The sequence below is a fragment of the Vibrio echinoideorum genome (genome assembly GCF_024347455.1).
Lineage (GTDB): Bacteria > Pseudomonadota > Gammaproteobacteria > Enterobacterales > Vibrionaceae > Vibrio > Vibrio echinoideorum.
The window spans coordinates 1532653-1551347 of sequence record NZ_AP025484.1 but is presented as its reverse complement, the minus strand read 5'-3'; the positions used below and the strand labels follow the sequence as shown (position 1 = coordinate 1551347).

The window sequence follows — 18695 nt, the reverse complement described above, 5'->3', positions numbered from 1 at the left end:
AAACAGAGCAAAATGACGACTTTATTACAGTTCGAGCAAATCGCTAACAATAGCTGGTTCATTTAAAGCCTTGGCTGAGTATCACGCTATATAAGCCGTATTCAGGCAAGTAGTATAGAGATAAGCAGTATTGGGTAGACACTACTTTGCTTGTGAGAGTGTGTTTAGGAGAGGCGGGATTAGATAAACAGATGCCAAGCATGTGCTTGGCATCGTAACTAGGTTTTGTGGGGCTAATGATTGACCTTATTTAAGGTACTTTACGTGCGCTTCCATCTCTTCGCCTATCTGCTTTCGCATGTTCATTAGGCGAATAGCCGAATCTCTTAACTCGATGTCTTCTGACGTTTCTGGCACCCATTCTGGCACCTTAGTCGGGTTACCATTTTCATCCACAGCAACCATAATAACGATACAGTGAGTCGTTAGGCGGTTGTTGAGTTCTTTAGGGTCGCTAGCTTGAACGTCGATAGCGATGTGCATAGAAGATGAACCGGTATAGATGACCTTCGCGCTTACTTCAACAAGGTTGCCAACATGGATTGGTGCTACAAATCGAATACCACCGGCGTAAGCTGTTATACAGTACTTGCCACTCCAACCGGCAGAACAAGCATAGGCTGCTAAATCGACCCACTTCATTACTGCCCCACCATGAACTTTACCACCAAAGTTCACATCTCCGGGTTCAGCTAAAAAACGTAGAGTGACGTCTCGTTTACCATCTAGTCGGCTATTGTTACTGCTCATCTATCTTCCTTCATTATTATCGTGCTGCATAACATGCTTGTTACTTGCTAATAACAATATACTTAAGATGACATAAATTAAAGGAGATAATCTCATGGTTCAGATTATTTTTTGAAATAGGCGATAGACAAGTAAATGCAGGTATTTGAGAGTGCACGAAGCTTAAGAAAACTTAGGGTGTTCGATGGGCTGGAAAGGGTGATAGCAAAAAAAAACACCTAGCATAGTGCTAGGTGTTTCTAAGCCGTTCGGTACTCATATCGGTACCTTTTTGATTTTAGCCAACTAACCGTTGTTCATTTGGTTAAGTTAAAGTAATTCTATCTCTATTAACTCTAAAGTGGTAGTTAAAGTTTCTTTACTATTCAGCTCATTTATCGCTCTTATGTAAAGTATAGATCCTTTGTGTGGATATTTCCTTTCTGATTATTGTTAGAGGCACTTCTGAGTGTATTTCGTACTAATCAAGTGTGATGGTTGTCATAAAAAGCTATAGCTGCTGCCGATTCGTTAAATATCGATTTTTCATGCTGATGTAAATTAAACCGTTGAGACTGTTTTTTTATTTATTTTGGTTGCTTAAATAGCTCACAATTCTATGAATTACAGTATCTAATTTCATTGACGGCATACCCGCAGTGAAGGTTTCAACAGAAACGATCGCCTACAAAGTGAATGTCAATCTTCCGCTCAATAAACCGTACTCTGTGCATTAAATATGATTCAACACCATGTTGCAAGAGTAATGGTAGGTATTAAAAATATTTAAAAGTTTCGTCAACAAAAAATCAAAATCATAGAAGTTTTGAATGAGAAGTAGCAATAAAACAAAAGTACCTGCTAGGGGGCAGGTACTGGGAGGACAAATATTACAATATGCTTGCTAAGTAGGGTTAGCTTAGCTTTGTTGAGGAATTGGAACCTCAAGCCTTGGCTTTCTTTTGATTTGAGCAAGAATAACACCTGAAATTACCATCACGCCTCCAATGATATGGAATTGGTTAATTTCTTCACCTAACCAAGTAGACGCAAGTACAATTGCGATAACGGGCATTAAGTTCATGAACATGGCACTTGAATCCGCCCCAATGGTATCAATCGCTTTCACCCACATCCAAGGTGCCAGAATAGAAGCAGCAAGGGCAGCGTAAGCAATCAAAGGAATAGCCTGTTGGGATGGCAACAGTTGTTCACTGGTTAACCAAAGTGGTGTCAACATAGCAACCGCAAACAACCCTTGTATATAAATAACCACCCAGCTACTTATCGGCATTTTCCAGCGTTTGAGTAACACACAGTATGAAGCATAAACGAATGCCGCGATTAGCATGTAGCCATCACCTTGAGTCAGTTCTTGATGGATGAAGAATAAAGGATCGCCTTTCCCTAACATCAGAGCTAGCCCAGACAGCGACAATACGCCACCAACAATACTCAAACTAGAAATTGACTTACGTAACAAAGGAACGCTCAGAAAAACACTGATCAATGGCACTAATGAAGTGATCAACGCCATATTAGATGCAGTTGTCGTTAAGCCAGCGTAGTAACCTAAAGATTGGTTTAACACCATGCCCAAAAAGCCAAGGAATGCCAGCTTAGACAAATTAGGTTTAATTATTGGCCACTGTTTAATCACAGACCGAATACAGAAAGGTGTCAGGATCAACATTGCAATAAACCAACGGTAAAAACTCATCGCGCTCGGTTCAATGGTGCTTGCGGCCAGTTTGTTGACGATAGCATTTGCACCCCAGATACAGACTGTGAAAAATGGTAAGAGATAATACATGTGAGTTCCGTCGCAAATGAGTTGATGCGGCTAGTTTGACAGGTCGTTATACTTACAGATATCTTTAAAAAGACATCAGGCGCGATAGGAAGACAAGTTTGAAAAAACACTTAAGAAACCTTCACCCATCCTTATCAATCGATAAGGCTCCATCCAACGTATTTATGAATTTCGAAGCTTTCTTATCGAACACCGAAACTCGCGTGCATAGCCACCCTTGGGGGCAAGTGCAGTTGATCAGTGGCGGTATTCTAGAAATGGAAGCTGAAGGTACACGCTTCCTAGCGCCGCCACATCTAGCGATTTGGGTACCTGCGGGAGTTACGCATTGCAGTTATAACCGTAAACCCTTGGATTATTGTTCTCTGAATATTGCGCATGAACTAACTCAACATCTGCCTGAAAAAACCAGCCTAATTAAGATCACGCCAATCGTGTCTTCGATTATTGATGACTTTCGTCAGCGTGATATTAACGTTGCTGATAGCGAACAAGACCAAAGGTTAGTGAAAGTATTGTTGGATCAATTGGCAGAGCGCCAAGTTGAGCACCATTTTTTACCTTCAACTGATAACAAATATCTTGCGCCCATTCTGGCTGCGATAGAAGAGAACCCAACTGATGATATTTCATTGAAGGATTGGGCCGATAAAGTGCACGCGACAGAGCGAACCTTATCGCGCCACTGTCAAAGTGAACTGGGGATGAGCTTTACTGAATGGCGACTTCGAGTACGCTACTTGTACTCTATGGATCTGTTAAGAAATGGGCAATCCGTTAAAGAAGTCGCACTGACTTTAGGCTATAACCAAGCGAGCCCGTTCATTAGTATGTTCAAGAAATATTCCGGCCAAACACCAGAACAATATAAGAACCGTTTGTTATAATTACTCATTTAAATCAATTTTTATGATGTTTTCTATAAGTTAGCACAAGGGTTGGACAGACGTTTAGTTTTAGCTGTTTCATCATTATTTTAGATAAAAACGGTGACCGAATTTTAGCAGTTAGTCTAGCGCCAAGTTTAAAATGGTGAAGCCACAAGATACGCCTTGATCTTATGAGCTATCCGAGTATGTAATACTTATCTCCATTCTTCATTGGATATGTTCGGCGCAAGTTAAAAATACTGAAATGGGCCCCCAACTAATGTTTAGTGTTAACTGTGGCCTTAGGATTCAATAATATTTTTAGGCTCTTTGATTAACTTGAAGCGTTGAAATAGATGTCAAAGTAACTTGCTATAGTATCGTTTAAAGGCGCTGTTGAAATAAATTAATTCATCATTAGTTAATTAGATAAGGTACAACGAGATATTCTCCGTAATTTAGAATTGATAAGACTCTAAAAGGCTGTTGGACAGAAAAATTGAAACCTATCTTAACTCTCGTCGAATGCGAACTTATGCCAGAAAATTGGAAGCAAGCCAACTTTGAGATGGAATTGTTCTAATATCGGACCAATGTCTAAATACAAAGCGTAATATTAATTAATTTCATGCCTTTTGAAATAATCACTTAGAAAGTCAATTATAGCTCTGACTATAGGTGATAAGTGTTTACGTGAAGGGTACAAGACGAAAATATCCATATCTTTCAGCGCCCAATCCGGCAGTACTTGAACTAATTGACCATTATCGATAGAGGGTTGAATTAAATAAATTGGAAGAAAAGACACGCCAGTACCATGTATGCAAGCTTGCATTAAAGAAGTAGCTTCATTGGTTACTAATCGACAGTTAACATCGATAACTTTTTTGAGGTTGTCTTTGTACAACGACCATGCGTTAGTTTCGAGGTTCTTATGCCCCAAGCATTGGTGGTGAAGCAAGTCCTCAGGTGAATTAATAGGTTGGTTCTTGTTTAAATAATGAGGGCTAGCTACTAATATTGAGCGACATTTAGCGATTGGCTTGCCCAACAAATATGGGGGTGGAGATTTAGTTATACGGATAGCCAAGTCAATACGGTTATTGATCAAATCTTGAGGAGAGTCGAGTAACTCGACATTTATTTTAACTTTTGTGTTTAATGACATAAATTCACTGACTGCAGCCATTAATTGAGAGTGGCCAAATGACATGCTTGTTGCGATACAAACAGTTCCTTTCAGATCAGCGTTAGGCTTAAATTGGTCAATCATCTTCTCTGTATCATCAACCCAGCGTTTGAGGTCTTCTAAGCATTCTACTCCCACGTTTGTTAAGGCAACTTTTCTAGTTGTGCGATGAAATAAACGAGCGTCAAACCACTCTTCCATAACAGCTATACTACGAGTCACCATAGCCCTTGACATAGTTAAACGGTCAGCAGTTACACTAAAACTACTTGTGTGGGCTACATCAATAAAAACTTTAGCAGCGACTATTTTATCCATATTTTTTGTACGTTTTATGAATCAATGATGCTCATTATTGCGGATGTTTCATTGAGCGGCAATACATTATGATACATACACTGTTTTTTGAGGAGTTGAGCGAGTTTGAATAAAGTAATGATTTTAATGTTCTTAGTAGTGGTAAGTACTAGTTTATATGCAGACCAAAGTCACGAAGAACTTAACAAATCGATAGTTGTGTCTTTTTATAGCGATGTTCTACTAAATAGAAACTCGGACGCCATTGATAAATATATTGGTGACAAATATATACAACATAACCCTAATCTTCCTGATGGTAAAAAGGCGCTAAAAGATTTCATTAATAACGTTCCAAGCACGACACCGGGTGAGATTGTACGTGTTTTATCTGATGGCAACTTGGTAGCATTACACGTAAAGCGTTTTTCTCCTGGAGGAGATAAAAATAGGGTCATAGTTGATATTTTCAAAGTCGAAAACTCAATGATAATAGAACATTGGGATGTTATTCAGGCTATACCAGAATACTCAATAAATGGTCATTCCATGTACTAATTTTTCCTTCTAATTATGTCTAATTATGTCTAATTACATGCGTATTTTTAACGTTGGATTTTTAGTCGGTGTTACTGTTAAGCCTGCGAATGAAGGTAAATTAATGTGCGGTCAAAGTTGATATTTTATAGATATTGTAATAAATATCGAAAATGCAATTTAAGGATGAAATGGTGAGGTTTTTTAAAAGTGCTTATTTGTACATTAGCTACAATAGTGATTTACTTAGTGATATTGTTTTATTGGATATTAAATCGAAAAAAAAGGACATGCCTTTATACGTATCATTAGGCGGTGCTCGTCATAAGATTAGCTATTTATAGTGTTCTGTTCTTTGATATACATAGCTTGTTTCCAAAAATGTCACATATGATTTTTGTTTTGTAGAGTAGAACAAGCGTGGCACTCATCAATGATGAGTCATTAAAACAATAACAAGGATACTTAAAATAATGAAAATGCGTTTGAATCTGAACCTTTACCTCGTCTCTACAGCCCTTAGTCCAATTGTGTTTGCTGATGCTACATACCCACTGCTAACACCTCAAAGCTGAAGGGTTAAATGATAGTGCTTTAAAAGAAATGCTAAGCGTAATAGCGACTCATGAGCAAAAGTAATTATCGTATACACAGGTATGGTTGGTATGAAAAGATACCAATGAAGACCCGAATAACTCAGACAACGTTATTCTCTATTCCAGCGGCCGCTCACAATCCAAAGACTTTACTTCTTCGGGGAACAACGACAAAAATGCATGGAATCGTGAACACCTTTGGCCTAAGTCTTTTGGTTTTTAGCGTAAAGATTAATGGGGCTATACCGGTATCCACCATTTACCACAAACGGATGCAGAGAATCACTCCACCCGTTCAAACAAAAGTTTTGATTTCGTCGATTCGCCCTTAAAAAAGTCGCCGCTCAACAAAACCGAATACGATAGCTTTGAACCTCGAGATGCAATGAAAGGTGATACCGCCTGTTCGATTTTCTACATGGCTGTGCGCTATGAAGGCAACAATGCAAAAATACCCGACTTGTATCTGGTTGATGATATTTCGAGTACGTCAGGTAAACCTAAAGTTGGCAAGCGATGTACGTTGCTTCAATTGTATAACGCTGACCCAGTAGACAGCTGGTTCAGCGCCACGAAAAAGCTGTGACGTGGCAAGGCAACTGTAACTCTTTCATCGATAATCCGAATTGGGTTAACAACATTTTATGGTAGCCGATGTGACGGTTGATTTGATTCTTAGTCGTCTATTTAACATCAATTAATACATCTTTACTAGCGACTCATCTTTGACATATTAGAACTTGGAGTACCTCATGTTCAGAACATGCTTTTTGCTTAGTATCCCGTCAGCTCCATATAGCCAGAACCAGAATGAGAGCCTTTAATCACGATTGGTCCTTCCCAATAGGGCACCGATAGTGGCATTTTCGCATTTGGATTAAGCGCCGAAACAGTCAGTTTAATTTGTTGCGTCGGAATCGTAATTTGCCACTCTGTTGGGTAGTCACGTCCATCGATCTCTGTTTTCTTGGTCGCGATTAAGCTGATATCTTGTTGTTTAATCGCGATGCCAGAACCTTCTCGCTGCATTAGCCTCGCATGGGAATAGCTGGCTTTGCCTGTTTTTGAATCTCGAAGTTGGAACACGACCAAACTGGTTGCATCGTTTAACCTTAGAGCAAACCAATCCCAACCTTGTTGTGAGTCGAGCAAAAACTGCGAACTCCACTCTCTGTCGATCCAACCTTTACCAGAAACCTGATGCGTCACGCCATCAATGATCACTTCGCCTGATACATCAATGAATGGCTGACTGTAGTAATACGAAGCTACCTGCGCGTCACCGCTCTTGGTGCTGTAGCCTTGCTCGCCCTGTTTTTGGTAGGGTGCATCGTTAGTTAATTTGAGCGAGTAACCAAACTGTTCAGAGTCTGCATTCAACGTAGCAGGGAATAGATCATCGGTAGCCGAGGTCCATTGCCAATCATCAAGGTAAACTCGAAATGGTGAAGAATCGACACCTGCTAGTTCAGCTTGACCGCGAGACCATTTTTCGTCGGCATAGTGTTTGTCTTTGGTGGTGACGGCACTATGCGCCATGTAGATTTGTTGGCTTTGCCATGCGGTTTTCTGAGTGCTGTGGTCACTTTCTTGTGGTGCGGTTGCGAAACGAAATTGAGTCCATTGCACACCTAATGAGTGACCTTCTTCATCAGTCAGATTGGCAGTTAAATACCACCATTCATGGCGAAAATCAGGGTGTGCTTGATGGTCGGTAGGAAAGGTGATGCCGATGCCTTTTACCACCGGAGTGAATTGCGCTTTGTCTGTTTGCGTTTCCCCGCCGGTTTGTCTTTCAGTTCCGAGGATTGAGCCCATGTTTTGGGGCTGTGAGTCTTCACATGCGACAAGAGATAAACTCAACAGAATGAGCGCTGCTGCCTTAGTTAGTTGGTTCATCACAACACCTCACTTTGCAAGCTGGACACGACCGGCTTACTGACCAAACGCCACAGCGGAATTAAGGTAGCAACCACTGCGACTAAAATGGTGATGACAGCAATGCTAAGTGCGTCACTCCAGTTCCATACGTAATTTAAGCTCCAACCAAACGCGCGAAGGGTGACGATATCTGTCAGCACATAGCCGACCATGGCACCAAGCGGCACTGCGACCACCAGAGTAAAAGCGACCAGAACAACGATTTGCCCCACCACCATAACCATTAATTTCTTCCGACTAACGCCAAGCGCATACAACCTTGCAATAGCGGCTTTGCGTGCGTCGAGCAACATAAAACAGGCACAGAACAAACCAATAACAGCCACCATTAAAGTGACGCCATTGAGCGCCCGCGTAATGGCAAAAGTTTGTGAGAAAATGTCCAGAGCGATCGACTTGATTTGGGCTTGATCGTAAAGCTGACTGGGATGCAAATTCAATTGTTGGCGTAGTTGTTCGTACACCTGTTGTGGGTCGCCAGATACTTTGATTCCCAAACTGGTGGGTAAGTCTGTGAAGCCGTTTTCAAGCCATAAGTTGGGAGCCAATAACACTTCCCCATTTGGTGAGCCATAGTCATGGAAAATCGCGCCAACACTCAGTGTATTATCTTGGATAGCGTCTAGTTTGAGTTGGCTTCCAAGTGACAAGTTGAGTTTCACCGCGGTGGGCTCGCTGATCGCCACTAATTCACCTTGGTAAAAGCGTGGCCAGAAACTATCAACATGAGACTGGAACACCATGGTTTGTTCAAGTGTGTCTTTGTCTTTGGTGCCGAGCAAAATAGGCAAGCCTTGCAAGTTATCATCAACGTAGTATTGCTTGTAGACGGTTTCAACGTTATCAAACTGGGCTAAGGCATGTTCAACATTGGCAATTTCACCTTGGGCGGGGCTAACGTAAATGTCGGCATGCAATCGCTGTTCAAGCCATTGCTTTAGAGTGGACTCAAAACTGCCAACTAAGGTATTCATTCCCATATTGGCGGTAACAGCAAGAAGCAGCGCCATCATGGCAAGGGAAAGAGGGGAGATCAGCTCACGCAGTTCAGCAAACAGATATTGTATTAAACCTGATTGGGCGCGCTTTTCGCTCCAACTCGCTAGCGCACTTAGGGTTTTCGGTAGGTACAAAGGAATCGACACCACTAAAACACCGAGCCAGGCCATAGTGAACCGATGGTGTTCGCTCAGCCATAAACCGGCCAACGCCAAAACAGTGAGTACCACGCCAATAACAAATAGCTGATTTTCGTTCGAGGCTTCCGGCGCTTGATAAAAACCACCATGTGAAGAGAGGGGTTGGCGGACCCGCTGTTTAAAGTGCTGCCAACACGCAATCAGCGTTGCGGCTAAGGTGAGCAGTAAAGCTTGAGCTAACCATTGCCACTGCCAAGTGCCGGGAAGCAGCGTTGCGCCATAGAGTTGCTCAAGGGTTATTGCAACCGTTGGGTGTAGCCAATGGCTGAGTTGAATGCCGAGAATGAAACCAAGCGAAGCGCCAGATGTGACTAAAATAATGAGCTCGACTAACAGTGCCGAAAATACAATGCTTGGTGCAACGCCGGCTTGCTGGATCTGCACCAATAACCGATTACGTTTTAACAAGCTGTATTTCACGCCGTTATAAGCGATGAACAAGCCGACTAAAAACGCCAATAAACTCATCGCAGTCAAATTAAGGTGAAAGCTGTCAGTAATCGAGCCGAGATCGGTACTTTGATTATTGGTGATCCATTGCCCTTGTTCGCCAACGATGCTTTGCCATTTATCGAGTGAGTTGTTATTGGGATTAAACACAGCGATGTAGCTCAGTTGTCCTTGTTTGTTGAGCAGTTGCTGAGCGAATCCAATGTCCATCAGCATTCTGCTACCCAGTTGCCATTCGTCTGGTAGCACCACGACTTTGGTTTTGATTTCATCCAGAGTGAGCGTGTCTACTTCGCCCAAGTTTTGGTATTGCGATTGGCTCATCATCACGATGGGCTCGCCCGCTAAGAGTGGCGGTAAAGGTAAGGCGGTATCGAACAGGGAAATGTTTGGTTCATTGCCTCGAGTATTGTCTTTTTCGTTATCGCTTTTTTCATCTACGCCAGAGTAACGAGCTCTTGAGGTGAGAGCGGCGATTAATTCACTGCCTTGTATTGACCAACGACGTCCTTGCTCGTCTCTCACTCGCCCTTCAATCACAGGCAGCGCGGCACTTAATCCATTTTGTCTTAAGGCGAAGTAAAGCGATTCTGGTAAGTAGTTTTGCCCTGCTGGTGGAATGATCAAGTTCTTCGCTTGGGCGCTAAGTTGCTCGGTCGATTCTGAATAACTGCGTTTGGCATTAAGGTTAATGGCTTGCACGGCGACAAACAAGGTCACCGCCAGTACGATGCCGATTAAAATTGCAGCAGCTTGTAACGGTGATTGACGATAGTGCGCCGCGAACAGATTTAGAGTCAGTTTGATATGGGTGAACTTGGTGTTCGCAAACCTAGTTTGCTTCATAGGGCTGCTCACTGGCTTGCGATAGAGCCTTTTTCAAATCAACGGTCTTCAAACTACCATCATCTAAAACCAACTGTGTTTGCATAAAACTGGCACACTCAGGGCTGTGTGTGACCAACAGTACAGCAGTGTTGCCTTGTGTTGTTATTTCACTCAGCAACTTCATGACTTCTAAGCCTGCTTTTTGGTCGAGGTTGCCTGTCGGTTCATCGGCAAGCAGTAGTTTGGGTTTGTGGGCTAGCGCGCGTGCGATAGCGACACGTTGCTGCTGGCCGCCAGAGAGCGCAGAAACATGCCTATCAAGTAGCTCGCTGATGCCTAAAGCTTCCACCAAATAATCACACCAATCGTTCCATTTTTGTTGGTTTAAATGCAGCGGGAAGGCGATGTTTTGTTTTACGTTGAGCGGGGTGAGTAAGTTGAACTGTTGAAAGATAACGCCGAGTTTTTGATGGCGAAAGCGACTCCATTGCGGATCCTTCCAAACCATCGCGTTATCGCCATCTAGCCACAACTCACCATCTGAAAGTGGTTCGAAACCAGCAATCACGTTGAGCAGGGTGCTTTTGCCACTGCCACTCGCTCCTGTCAAAGCCACACTTGCACCCGTCGTTAATGTGAAGTCGACGCCTTCCAATACGTTATGGGTCTCTTTGCCATCAACAAAGCTTTTTCTCGCATGTTTGAGCGTGACAATTGGGCTTTCCATTTCATCTCCCTAAAACCAAAAACAGAATCAAAAGGTGTCGTTTCTATTGGCAATTACCGAAGCGATAAGCCCTATGAGATTCTAGACAACAATTAAAAAAAATTAGCGATTTACATCGAATTATTAATAACTTGTACTTCGATTAGGAGGAAATAGATCAGTAAAAGAAGAGGGGATAACGATTGAAGGGCAATTTGGACGGCTTCTAACTTGAGATTCGAGGGCCATGCTGGCTTGGTGAATGCTTGAACTAGGTTTTTATATCAAGTCATGAGTTAGCTTCTCACTCGTTTATGCCCAGTTTTCCGCTCAGAGACTAAGGAAGGTTGCATGAATGAAGAAAAGCCTCATGCGAGTAGCAAGAGGCTTTAATTATCAATAAATCATATGTTAGTAGAACAGCACCATGAACATGCCTATGAGTGTTAGTAGTGTGTTCGATACAGCGTAAGGTACGGTGTAGCCAAGCATTGGGATATTACTTTTCGCTTTTTCTCCAACCATTGCAACCGACGCTGTGCTGGTACGAGCACCACCACAAATACCTAAGTTCAGTGCTGGGTGGAATTTAAAGATGTACTTACCAATCAATGGCGCTAATAGCATTGGGATTGCTGTTGCTGCTGCACCAATAACAAATAGACCTGCTCCAGCGTTTTTAAGGCCCGCAACAAAGCCAGGACCGGCAGAAATACCGACAATAGCAATGAATATGTTTAGACCAACAGAGTTCATAAACCATTGTGTTGGTTGTGGTAGACGAGCAAACGTTGGGTGTACTGAGCGTAACCAGCCTAGTACTAAACCACCGACCAATACACCACCGGATACCGACAAGGTAACAGGTGCGCCGTCAACATTAACCACCAATGCGCCAAGCAGACCAAAGATAACGATGAATAAACCAACCCAGACCATATCTGTTTCTGTTGTTGTTCTATCAACGTGACCTGCCGCTTTTTCCATACGCTCGGTATGAAGAGCGGTACCAGTCACTGACAGTACATCGCCGCGATGAATATCCGTTTGAGCAAGCATTGGGATTTCTTGACCCGCCGCGCCACGAGTAATTTTGTTTAGGTAAACACCACGAGTGTAATCTTCTTTTGCTAGTTCAACCAAAGTGCGGTTAGCAAATGTTTTGTTGGTGACGACAAGATCGACCGTTTCAAGAGGCAGATTATCTAGCTCATCATCAACGACTTCTGTCAGATACTGCTGAGCATGAACTAATGCGTCTGTGTGACCGGTTAATGCAATTACATCTTTTGCCATAAGTGGAGTTGTTGCATCAAACTCTATCATTTGGCCATTGCGTTTAATTTTCTCTATGAACAAACGCTCTTCTTGGTGCTGAGCTTCAAAGTCAGCTACCGTTTTGTTGTTGATGTTGTCTTGAACTTCATAAGTACGAGATTCTGTGCGATGCCAAACTCGTGCAATACCTTCTTCAGGTGTGCCTTCTGACATTTCTTGTTCGTAATCTTTGCAGACTTTTTCTAGGTCAATACCCAACAGTTTTGGCCCTACGTACGCGAGAATCATGCCTGTACCGATAGTACCGAACAGGTAACAAATTGCGTAAGCCACAGGGATTTGATCGAGTAACTCTTGAGTATTGGCAGCACCTGATGAGTTGATCGCATCGGTTGCAAGACCAATAGAGGCTGAAATTGTTTGTGCACCAGCCCAAAGACCAGCAGCTAGACCTACGTCATAACCGGCCATCTTTGCGCCTGTATAGGTTACAGCAAAGCACAGTAGTGAAATAACCACGGCAAAGATAGCTTGTGGGGCGCCATTTTTTGCGACACCTCGAACAAATTGTGGACCTACGCCATAGCCGACAGCAAACAAAAAGAGCGTGAAGAAAATTGATTTAACTTGCGATGAAATCGAAATATCAAGCTGACCAATTAATACACCGGCAATCAAAGTGCCTGTTACTGCGCCAAGGCTAAAGTGACCAAATTTGATAGACCCTACCCAGTAACCCACTGCTAGAGTCAAAAAAATAGCCAGCGCTTGGTGCTCACGGAATACTTTCACAATCCACATTGGTTCTGCTTTTACTGGTGCTTTCACGGCCGCTTTTACAGTAGTGGTGTCTGTTTTTTGCGTAGATGCCTGTTCTTGTGCTTGCGCCGAATTGATGAGATTAAAAGAAGGCGTCGCTTGCGTCGCGTCAATATTAATAGTGCCAGCGAGCATGAATACGGCAAGCAAGCTTAGAAATACGTGTCTGACAAATTTTGTCGGGCACAGTTTGGATAAGAATGTCATTGGAACCTCAAAGACGTTAATGGTGATTTTGTTTGTTTTTCATTAAGTGATGATTGGGGCTAAGTGAATAGCCCCAAATTGCGTTTGGATTAACCGTGGTTGAATGAGCTTGCGCTGTCTTCATCAACAGAGTTCACAACAGGGAACTTGTTAAACTTTTCAATCGTACGCTTAAGGTCTTTAATCAATAGATCAACCATGTCACGACTCACACCGTGGCGAATAAGCACACGCATGATGACCAAGTCTTCACGGTTAGACGGCATTGAATACGCCGCAATCTGCCAACCGCGAGCGCGAATTGCATCGCTTAAATCAAACAAGTTGAAGTCCGCATCAATGTCTTTTTTCAAACTAAAGCTCATTGCCGGAATACCACCTCGTCCATCATAAATAATGTCAAACAAGCCTAATTTCGCCACTTCGTCTGATAGGTATTGAGCTGAGTGGTAACAAGCATCATGGATGCGTTTGTACCCTTCTTTACCTAGGCGCAGGAAGTTATAGTATTGAGCTACAATCTGGCCGCCAGGACGAGAGAAATTCAAAGCAAACGTTGGCATGTCGCCACCAAGATAGTTAACGCGGAAAATAAGATCTTCCGGTAGATCACTTGCTTCACGGAACACTACCCAGCCCACACCAAGAGGAGCTAGACCGTATTTGTGGCCTGATGCATTAATAGATTTCACACGAGGAATACGGAAATCCCATTCAAGTTCTGGGTCGCAGAATGGGGCGATGAATGCGCCACTTGCGCCATCAACGTGCATTGGAATATCAAGACCTGTTTCTGCTTCTAGCTTATCTAGTGCATCCGCAATGGCTTTTACAGGTTCGTACTGACAAGTGAATGTCACGCCCAGTGTCGGTACCACACCGATGGTATTTTCATCAGCACGAGCAAGAACTTCTTCAGGTGTCATCAGAAGACGGTCACCTTCCATAGGGATTTCACGAAGCTCAACATCCCAGTATTTTGCAAATTTGTGCCAGCACACTTGAACAGGGCCACAAATCAGATTTGGTCTATCTGTTGATTTACCTTCTTTGCGACGCTTTTCGCGCCAGCGCCATTTCATTGCCATACCGCCTAACATTGCAGCTTCACTTGAACCTGTTGTTGAACAACCCATCGTGTTTTCTGCATCAGGTGAGTTCCAAAGGTCAGCTAGCATGCGAACACAACGGTCTTCAATTTCTGCTGTTTGTGGGTACTCATCTTTATCAATCATGTTTTTATCGATGCACTCATCCATGATTTTATGGATATTGTCATCCACCCAAGTTTGACAAAAAGTCGCTAGGTTTTGACGAGAGTTTCCATCTAGGATTAATTCATCAGAAACTAATTGATATGCGGCGTCTGGATTAGACTCATCACTCGGAAAGACGTGATTATTAATAGTGGTATCGAGTAATTTGTCTGCAAATACATCATCATCGATTTGATTGTTGTGTTCGTTATTTAGCATTTTCTTCTCCGTTATATAATTAGTAATTAGTAATTAGGACAGGCTTGTTTATTTTTAAAACCAGTCTTGGTTAGGACGAGATGAATTATTGCTTAATAAGAAAATAAAACCATCAATAGAAAATAAAATAGCAATAATTAAAAGTTAAGATAAAAATAATTAAGTTTAAAATGATAAGATAATAATTCCTTTAGATTTTAACTTGCTAAGTTTAGTTCTCTGATCTGATGTTGGTAACAATCGTTCATTGAAGGCAATAGCCATTTCTCTACTCAAATCGGATGTTGATAGCTCCTAAAAAGAAGCGGTATGATTTTGTAAAAGGCTATATCAAAAAAATATAATACTTATAAATCAGCACCTTGATATTTATTGGCAGATTAAAATGATGAGATTCTGATTCTGGTGTGATTTTTTATGTCCATTCACCGATAAACTTCTTTACAACTTATCGAGAGTGGTTAGCAAGGCTGACTAAATATTTTGCCATGGTGGTATTAATAAGATCTACTTTCCGCTCAATATTAAATATCGTTACTTGGGGTTTTGGAATGAAAGACCAATTATTATTTGGCAACGTTTATATACCTGGTTTTATGATACTGGTCATTGTTAGTTTGTTTGCGTTAATGGCAGTTAAGTATTTATTTGGTGATATTCTAAGAAAGAAAAAAATAATCAACCCGTCTTTGTGTGAATTATGCCTGGTCATTATTGCTGCCGGGCAACTTTTATTGTTACAGGTGAAATAAAATAAATGTATTTAAAGTGTTGTTACCTACCGTTCTTGTTATTGGCGCAGGTGTGACTTGTTATACCTCTTGGGTTGCGTACACAGATTCATTGTGGACTCGTGACGCAAAAATACACGTTGAGATTGCACAAATTTCACCAAAGGTGTCGGGAGAAATTACTCGCATTGCGGTTACAGATAATCAGTTTGTGAATGCGGGTGATTTGCTGTTTACCATTGATGATGCGGATTATCAGAATGATGTCTCTGACGCCAAATTTTCAATGCTCAAGGCAGAAGCTGAACTCAATCAAGCTAAGAATGTGTATCGTCGTGACTTGAAATTACTGTCTTCGCGATTGATTTCACCTGAACAGGTAATGTCAGAAAAGTTGCAAGTTGATGCCGACAGAGCTGAGTATAAGAAGGCGAAAATAGACCTAGTAAAAGCGGAGTTAAATTTGAGCCGAACCCAAGTGATTGCGCCACAAGATGGTTATGTCACCAATCTTCAACAACGCCAAGGTAACTTTATTAATACTGGCGAAACCTTTGTGGCATTGGTGGAAAGCAATACCTATTACATTCAAGCTTATTTTACCGAAAACAAAATCAAAGAAATTAAAGAAGGAGCGATTGTAACCATCACACCTTACTCTTCTGGGGACACCTTTGAAGGTAAAGTGGAGGGGATTGGACGTGCGATCACCGATCAAAGTGCCGATAGTTCTGGCTTGGTATCAAATGTAGATCCCACTGTCCCTTGGGTGCGTTTAGCACAGCGTGTACCTGTTCGTATTAGTATTCCAAATGAAGTCGTCGCAAATGAAAGGCTGATTGCGGGCACCACTGTCTCGGTTACCATTCAATGATGTTACTCAATTGGGCACGCCAGTGGCTCGATCCTGACTCTGCCATTTTTGGTTTTCGTTTTGCTGTTGCCGTAGTGTTCACTTGGGTTCTGTCACAGCTGTTTGATTCGGATTCCACTGGAACGGCAATGATGACCACAGCCATTATTCAAATTACCGGTACTCGGGGAGCAAGCATCCGAAAAGCGATGGCGCGCATTGCGGGCACTTTTATGGGGGGCGCTTATGTGTTGCTCATCGCAAGTGTAACTTTGATTGATGCATGGCTTTTTAACAGCTTCATTATTTTGGGCATTGTAGTTAGCCTTGGCATCGCTTCTTATTTTCACCACCGAGTTTCGTATATGTTTGCCATTGTGGACGTGACATTGTCACTGGTTGGATTCCCAGTGGCAGCGGACCCGAATATGGCTAATCTCTTTGATCACGTACAGTTACGATGTGTCGGTATCTTGTTTGGGATCTTGATGTCGATGGTGGCCAGTCTCATGGTCCCGTACCCGGATGATAAGCGTGAGCTGACGTTTATAAAAAAGCAGACAATTCATTTTATCAAGACACTTTTTCAATCGGATGCGTCCTCTGTCACTAAGTTGATTCGAGGTTTTTTGACGATGATTGGCCGAAAATGGCTGGCAGTGGATGATGAAATCTTTGGCAGTCAGACCAGTACGGCGACGAAGAACTCAAGTCGTGCCAGTTTCTATGATTGCATTAATATTGCCATTATGGGAATTGAACTTCGTAAGGTGGGCAATTCCGTAGGGATGACTCAAGAGGCATGGCAGGCATTGCAAGAGAATGACTTCATACTTGAAGCAAATTTTGCACAAGAGTGGTCACTGACAGAAAGCGATTTTTTCTCACTTTTCCACTTTCAAGTTAAGCATTTTGCTGCCCAACTTGACAGCTTTTCGCAGCAAAACGGCCTGGTAGAAACTAGCGAGACACAATTTGTTGATAAAATTAGCGATTTTACTGATGGCTACTTGGTGCTAATCAATATGTTCAGAGCAGCACTTGCACTTTTTCTATTGTCATTTATGTGGATTGAATTGCAGTGGCAAGATGGAATGGGGGCAATGATAATGGCTGGTATGGTGGTATCGGTCTTTGCTGCAAATCCTGGCGCAGAAAAAGCATTTAGTCCAAACATTTATGCCCAGTTTTTGGCTGGAGGATTTGCCTTTTTAGTGAATTTTATTGTGATGCCAATAGGTTCACCAATTATTGTCTATACGGTGGGGTTTGTAGGCGTTTACATCATGGCGTATTGGTTTAATCAAAGCAAATCGTTGTTAAAAATCATCATGATGGTCTCGTTGTTTTCTTGGGGTAATCTTGTCCCCACAACTAGTATTCCTAGTTTTGATTTTGCTCATTTCTTAAATACATTAGTGGCGAATATGGTTGGACTCATTGTGCTTTGGCTTTCTTACCAATTAATACCTTCTAGAACGGAAGTAGATATTGCTAAACGTCGTGTTAAACAACTAGTGCGTAAAGTTAAAAACAAGCATAAGAGTGCCATTAGCCAATTGAATTTGAACAACCTATTCTTGTCAGTTTATCCTCACGTGCTAGGTGAGAACGAAGATGATACTGTATTTCGGTTGATCTACACCAAGTCCATTTTTCGTGTGCTAGCAAACGAAATGCTTGATAGCGTGGAGCGCGACGTGCTCCTTTCTTCTTTAGACAGTGATAAAGAGCAACTCGTGAAAAACCAAGCGTTGCAGAAGCTTGTGAGTAGCAAGATTAGCGATAAAACGCAGCTCAATTACAATTGGTTTTCGCTAGATAAGTTATGCACTAGCAAACTTTAATCGTGGTGATCTATATAGAGATTGGTACGTCAGTCTCTATATAGGATAAGGAGTCGCTTGCAATGTAACGGTGCTTATCATCGACATTAGTTCGATAACGCTGTTTGTTTTTATAAATAGTCGCACGCCGGGATAAACCAAACTGTCATTTTTGTATTATCTGCATTTTATTTTTTTGCATAAACTATGCGCCTTAAAGTGAGCTGCTATGCAAGCTGTTGAATTTGTTAATTTAAAATGTATTATTTATATTTTGAAAAGTTTTATTTTTGTATGTCAGAGAGAAAATCATAAATGATTTAAAGATTACCAGAAAATGAAATTTACTTTA

General features: G+C 41.9%; 14 protein-coding genes. 6 read left to right on the top strand and 8 right to left on the bottom strand.

The genetic code is table 11. The annotated features are described in order from the left end of the window. Positions 1-246 precede the first annotated feature (246 nt). Both OCV36_RS22970 and OCV36_RS22965 read right to left on the bottom strand, forming a co-directional pair. Complete coding sequence (locus tag OCV36_RS22970; RefSeq protein WP_017074677.1) at positions 247-750, bottom strand: acyl-CoA thioesterase; 504 nt, start codon at positions 748-750, stop codon at positions 247-249. Positions 751-1648: 898 nt separating this feature from the next. Beyond that, positions 1649-2542, bottom strand: a complete 894-nt coding sequence (locus OCV36_RS22965; protein ID WP_135454429.1) for a DMT family transporter — start codon at positions 2540-2542, stop codon at positions 1649-1651. Between the two features lie 98 nt (positions 2543-2640). On the opposite strand from OCV36_RS22965, the gene OCV36_RS22960 reads away from it, so the two are divergent. Then, complete coding sequence (locus OCV36_RS22960) at positions 2641-3429, top strand: AraC family transcriptional regulator (RefSeq protein WP_017074679.1); 789 nt, start codon at positions 2641-2643, stop codon at positions 3427-3429. A 598-nt stretch (positions 3430-4027) separates the two neighbouring features. Here OCV36_RS22960 and OCV36_RS22955 read toward each other — a convergent pair. Then, complete coding sequence (locus OCV36_RS22955) at positions 4028-4918, bottom strand: LysR family transcriptional regulator (protein ID WP_135454431.1); 891 nt, start codon at positions 4916-4918, stop codon at positions 4028-4030. A 105-nt stretch (positions 4919-5023) separates the two neighbouring features. Between OCV36_RS22955 and OCV36_RS22950 the strand changes: the two genes are divergently transcribed. Further along, on the top strand, positions 5024-5455 hold the full coding sequence (locus OCV36_RS22950; protein ID WP_245300891.1) for a nuclear transport factor 2 family protein: 432 nt from the start codon (positions 5024-5026) through the stop codon (positions 5453-5455). Between the two features lie 825 nt (positions 5456-6280). After that, complete coding sequence (locus OCV36_RS22945) at positions 6281-6616, top strand: endonuclease (RefSeq protein ID WP_237297485.1); 336 nt, start codon at positions 6281-6283, stop codon at positions 6614-6616. A 188-nt stretch (positions 6617-6804) separates the two neighbouring features. Here the strand turns inward: OCV36_RS22945 and OCV36_RS22940 are convergent, their stop codons facing one another. The 5 genes from OCV36_RS22940 to OCV36_RS22920 all read right to left on the bottom strand — a co-directional run bounded on the left by OCV36_RS22940 (position 6805) and on the right by OCV36_RS22920 (position 14933). Beyond that, complete coding sequence (locus OCV36_RS22940) at positions 6805-7929, bottom strand: lipocalin-like domain-containing protein (protein WP_135454433.1); 1125 nt, start codon at positions 7927-7929, stop codon at positions 6805-6807. Further along, positions 7929-10466 carry an ABC transporter permease gene (locus OCV36_RS22935; protein ID WP_135454435.1) on the bottom strand — a complete coding sequence of 846 codons (2538 nt, stop codon included), beginning with the start codon at positions 10464-10466 and terminating at the stop codon, positions 7929-7931. Before OCV36_RS22935 ends, OCV36_RS22940 begins: the two co-directional genes overlap by 1 nt. Then, a complete protein-coding gene (locus OCV36_RS22930) occupies positions 10453-11175 on the bottom strand; it encodes an ABC transporter ATP-binding protein (protein ID WP_135454437.1) in 723 nt (240 codons plus the stop codon). The genes OCV36_RS22935 and OCV36_RS22930 overlap by 14 nt, the downstream gene beginning before the upstream one ends. Before the next feature lie 390 nt (positions 11176-11565). Beyond that, positions 11566-13458 carry an aspartate-alanine antiporter gene (aspT, locus tag OCV36_RS22925; protein WP_017074691.1) on the bottom strand — a complete coding sequence of 631 codons (1893 nt, stop codon included), beginning with the start codon at positions 13456-13458 and terminating at the stop codon, positions 11566-11568. 89 nt (positions 13459-13547) lie between these two features. Next, positions 13548-14933, bottom strand: coding sequence for a glutamate decarboxylase (locus OCV36_RS22920; protein ID WP_135454439.1), 1386 nt, complete (start codon positions 14931-14933; stop codon positions 13548-13550). 551 nt (positions 14934-15484) lie between these two features. On the opposite strand from OCV36_RS22920, the gene OCV36_RS22915 reads away from it, so the two are divergent. The 3 genes from OCV36_RS22915 to OCV36_RS22905 are packed head-to-tail and all read left to right on the top strand — an operon-like array spanning position 15485 to position 18364. Then, complete coding sequence (locus OCV36_RS22915) at positions 15485-15685, top strand: DUF1656 domain-containing protein (protein WP_135454441.1); 201 nt, start codon at positions 15485-15487, stop codon at positions 15683-15685. 16 nt (positions 15686-15701) lie between these two features. Next, positions 15702-16538, top strand: coding sequence for an efflux RND transporter periplasmic adaptor subunit (locus OCV36_RS22910; RefSeq protein WP_245300892.1), 837 nt, complete (start codon positions 15702-15704; stop codon positions 16536-16538). Next, on the top strand, positions 16535-18364 hold the full coding sequence (locus OCV36_RS22905) for an FUSC family protein (RefSeq protein WP_135454446.1): 1830 nt from the start codon (positions 16535-16537) through the stop codon (positions 18362-18364). The genes OCV36_RS22910 and OCV36_RS22905 overlap by 4 nt, the downstream gene beginning before the upstream one ends. Positions 18365-18695 lie beyond the last annotated feature (331 nt).

Coding starts and splice junctions, on each gene's coding strand:
- OCV36_RS22930 (WP_135454437.1), bottom strand. CDS start 11,175: ATGGAAAGCCCAATTGTCACGCTCAAACATGCGAGAAAAAGCTTTGTT.
- OCV36_RS22905 (WP_135454446.1), top strand. CDS start 16,535: ATGATGTTACTCAATTGGGCACGCCAGTGGCTCGATCCTGACTCTGCC.
- OCV36_RS22915 (WP_135454441.1), top strand. CDS start 15,485: ATGAAAGACCAATTATTATTTGGCAACGTTTATATACCTGGTTTTATG.
- OCV36_RS22935 (WP_135454435.1), bottom strand. CDS start 10,466: ATGAAGCAAACTAGGTTTGCGAACACCAAGTTCACCCATATCAAACTG.
- OCV36_RS22940 (WP_135454433.1), bottom strand. CDS start 7,929: ATGAACCAACTAACTAAGGCAGCAGCGCTCATTCTGTTGAGTTTATCT.
- OCV36_RS22955 (WP_135454431.1), bottom strand. CDS start 4,918: ATGGATAAAATAGTCGCTGCTAAAGTTTTTATTGATGTAGCCCACACA.
- OCV36_RS22970 (WP_017074677.1), bottom strand. CDS start 750: ATGAGCAGTAACAATAGCCGACTAGATGGTAAACGAGACGTCACTCTA.
- aspT (WP_017074691.1), bottom strand. CDS start 13,458: ATGACATTCTTATCCAAACTGTGCCCGACAAAATTTGTCAGACACGTA.
- OCV36_RS22965 (WP_135454429.1), bottom strand. CDS start 2,542: ATGTATTATCTCTTACCATTTTTCACAGTCTGTATCTGGGGTGCAAAT.
- OCV36_RS22920 (WP_135454439.1), bottom strand. CDS start 14,933: ATGCTAAATAACGAACACAACAATCAAATCGATGATGATGTATTTGCA.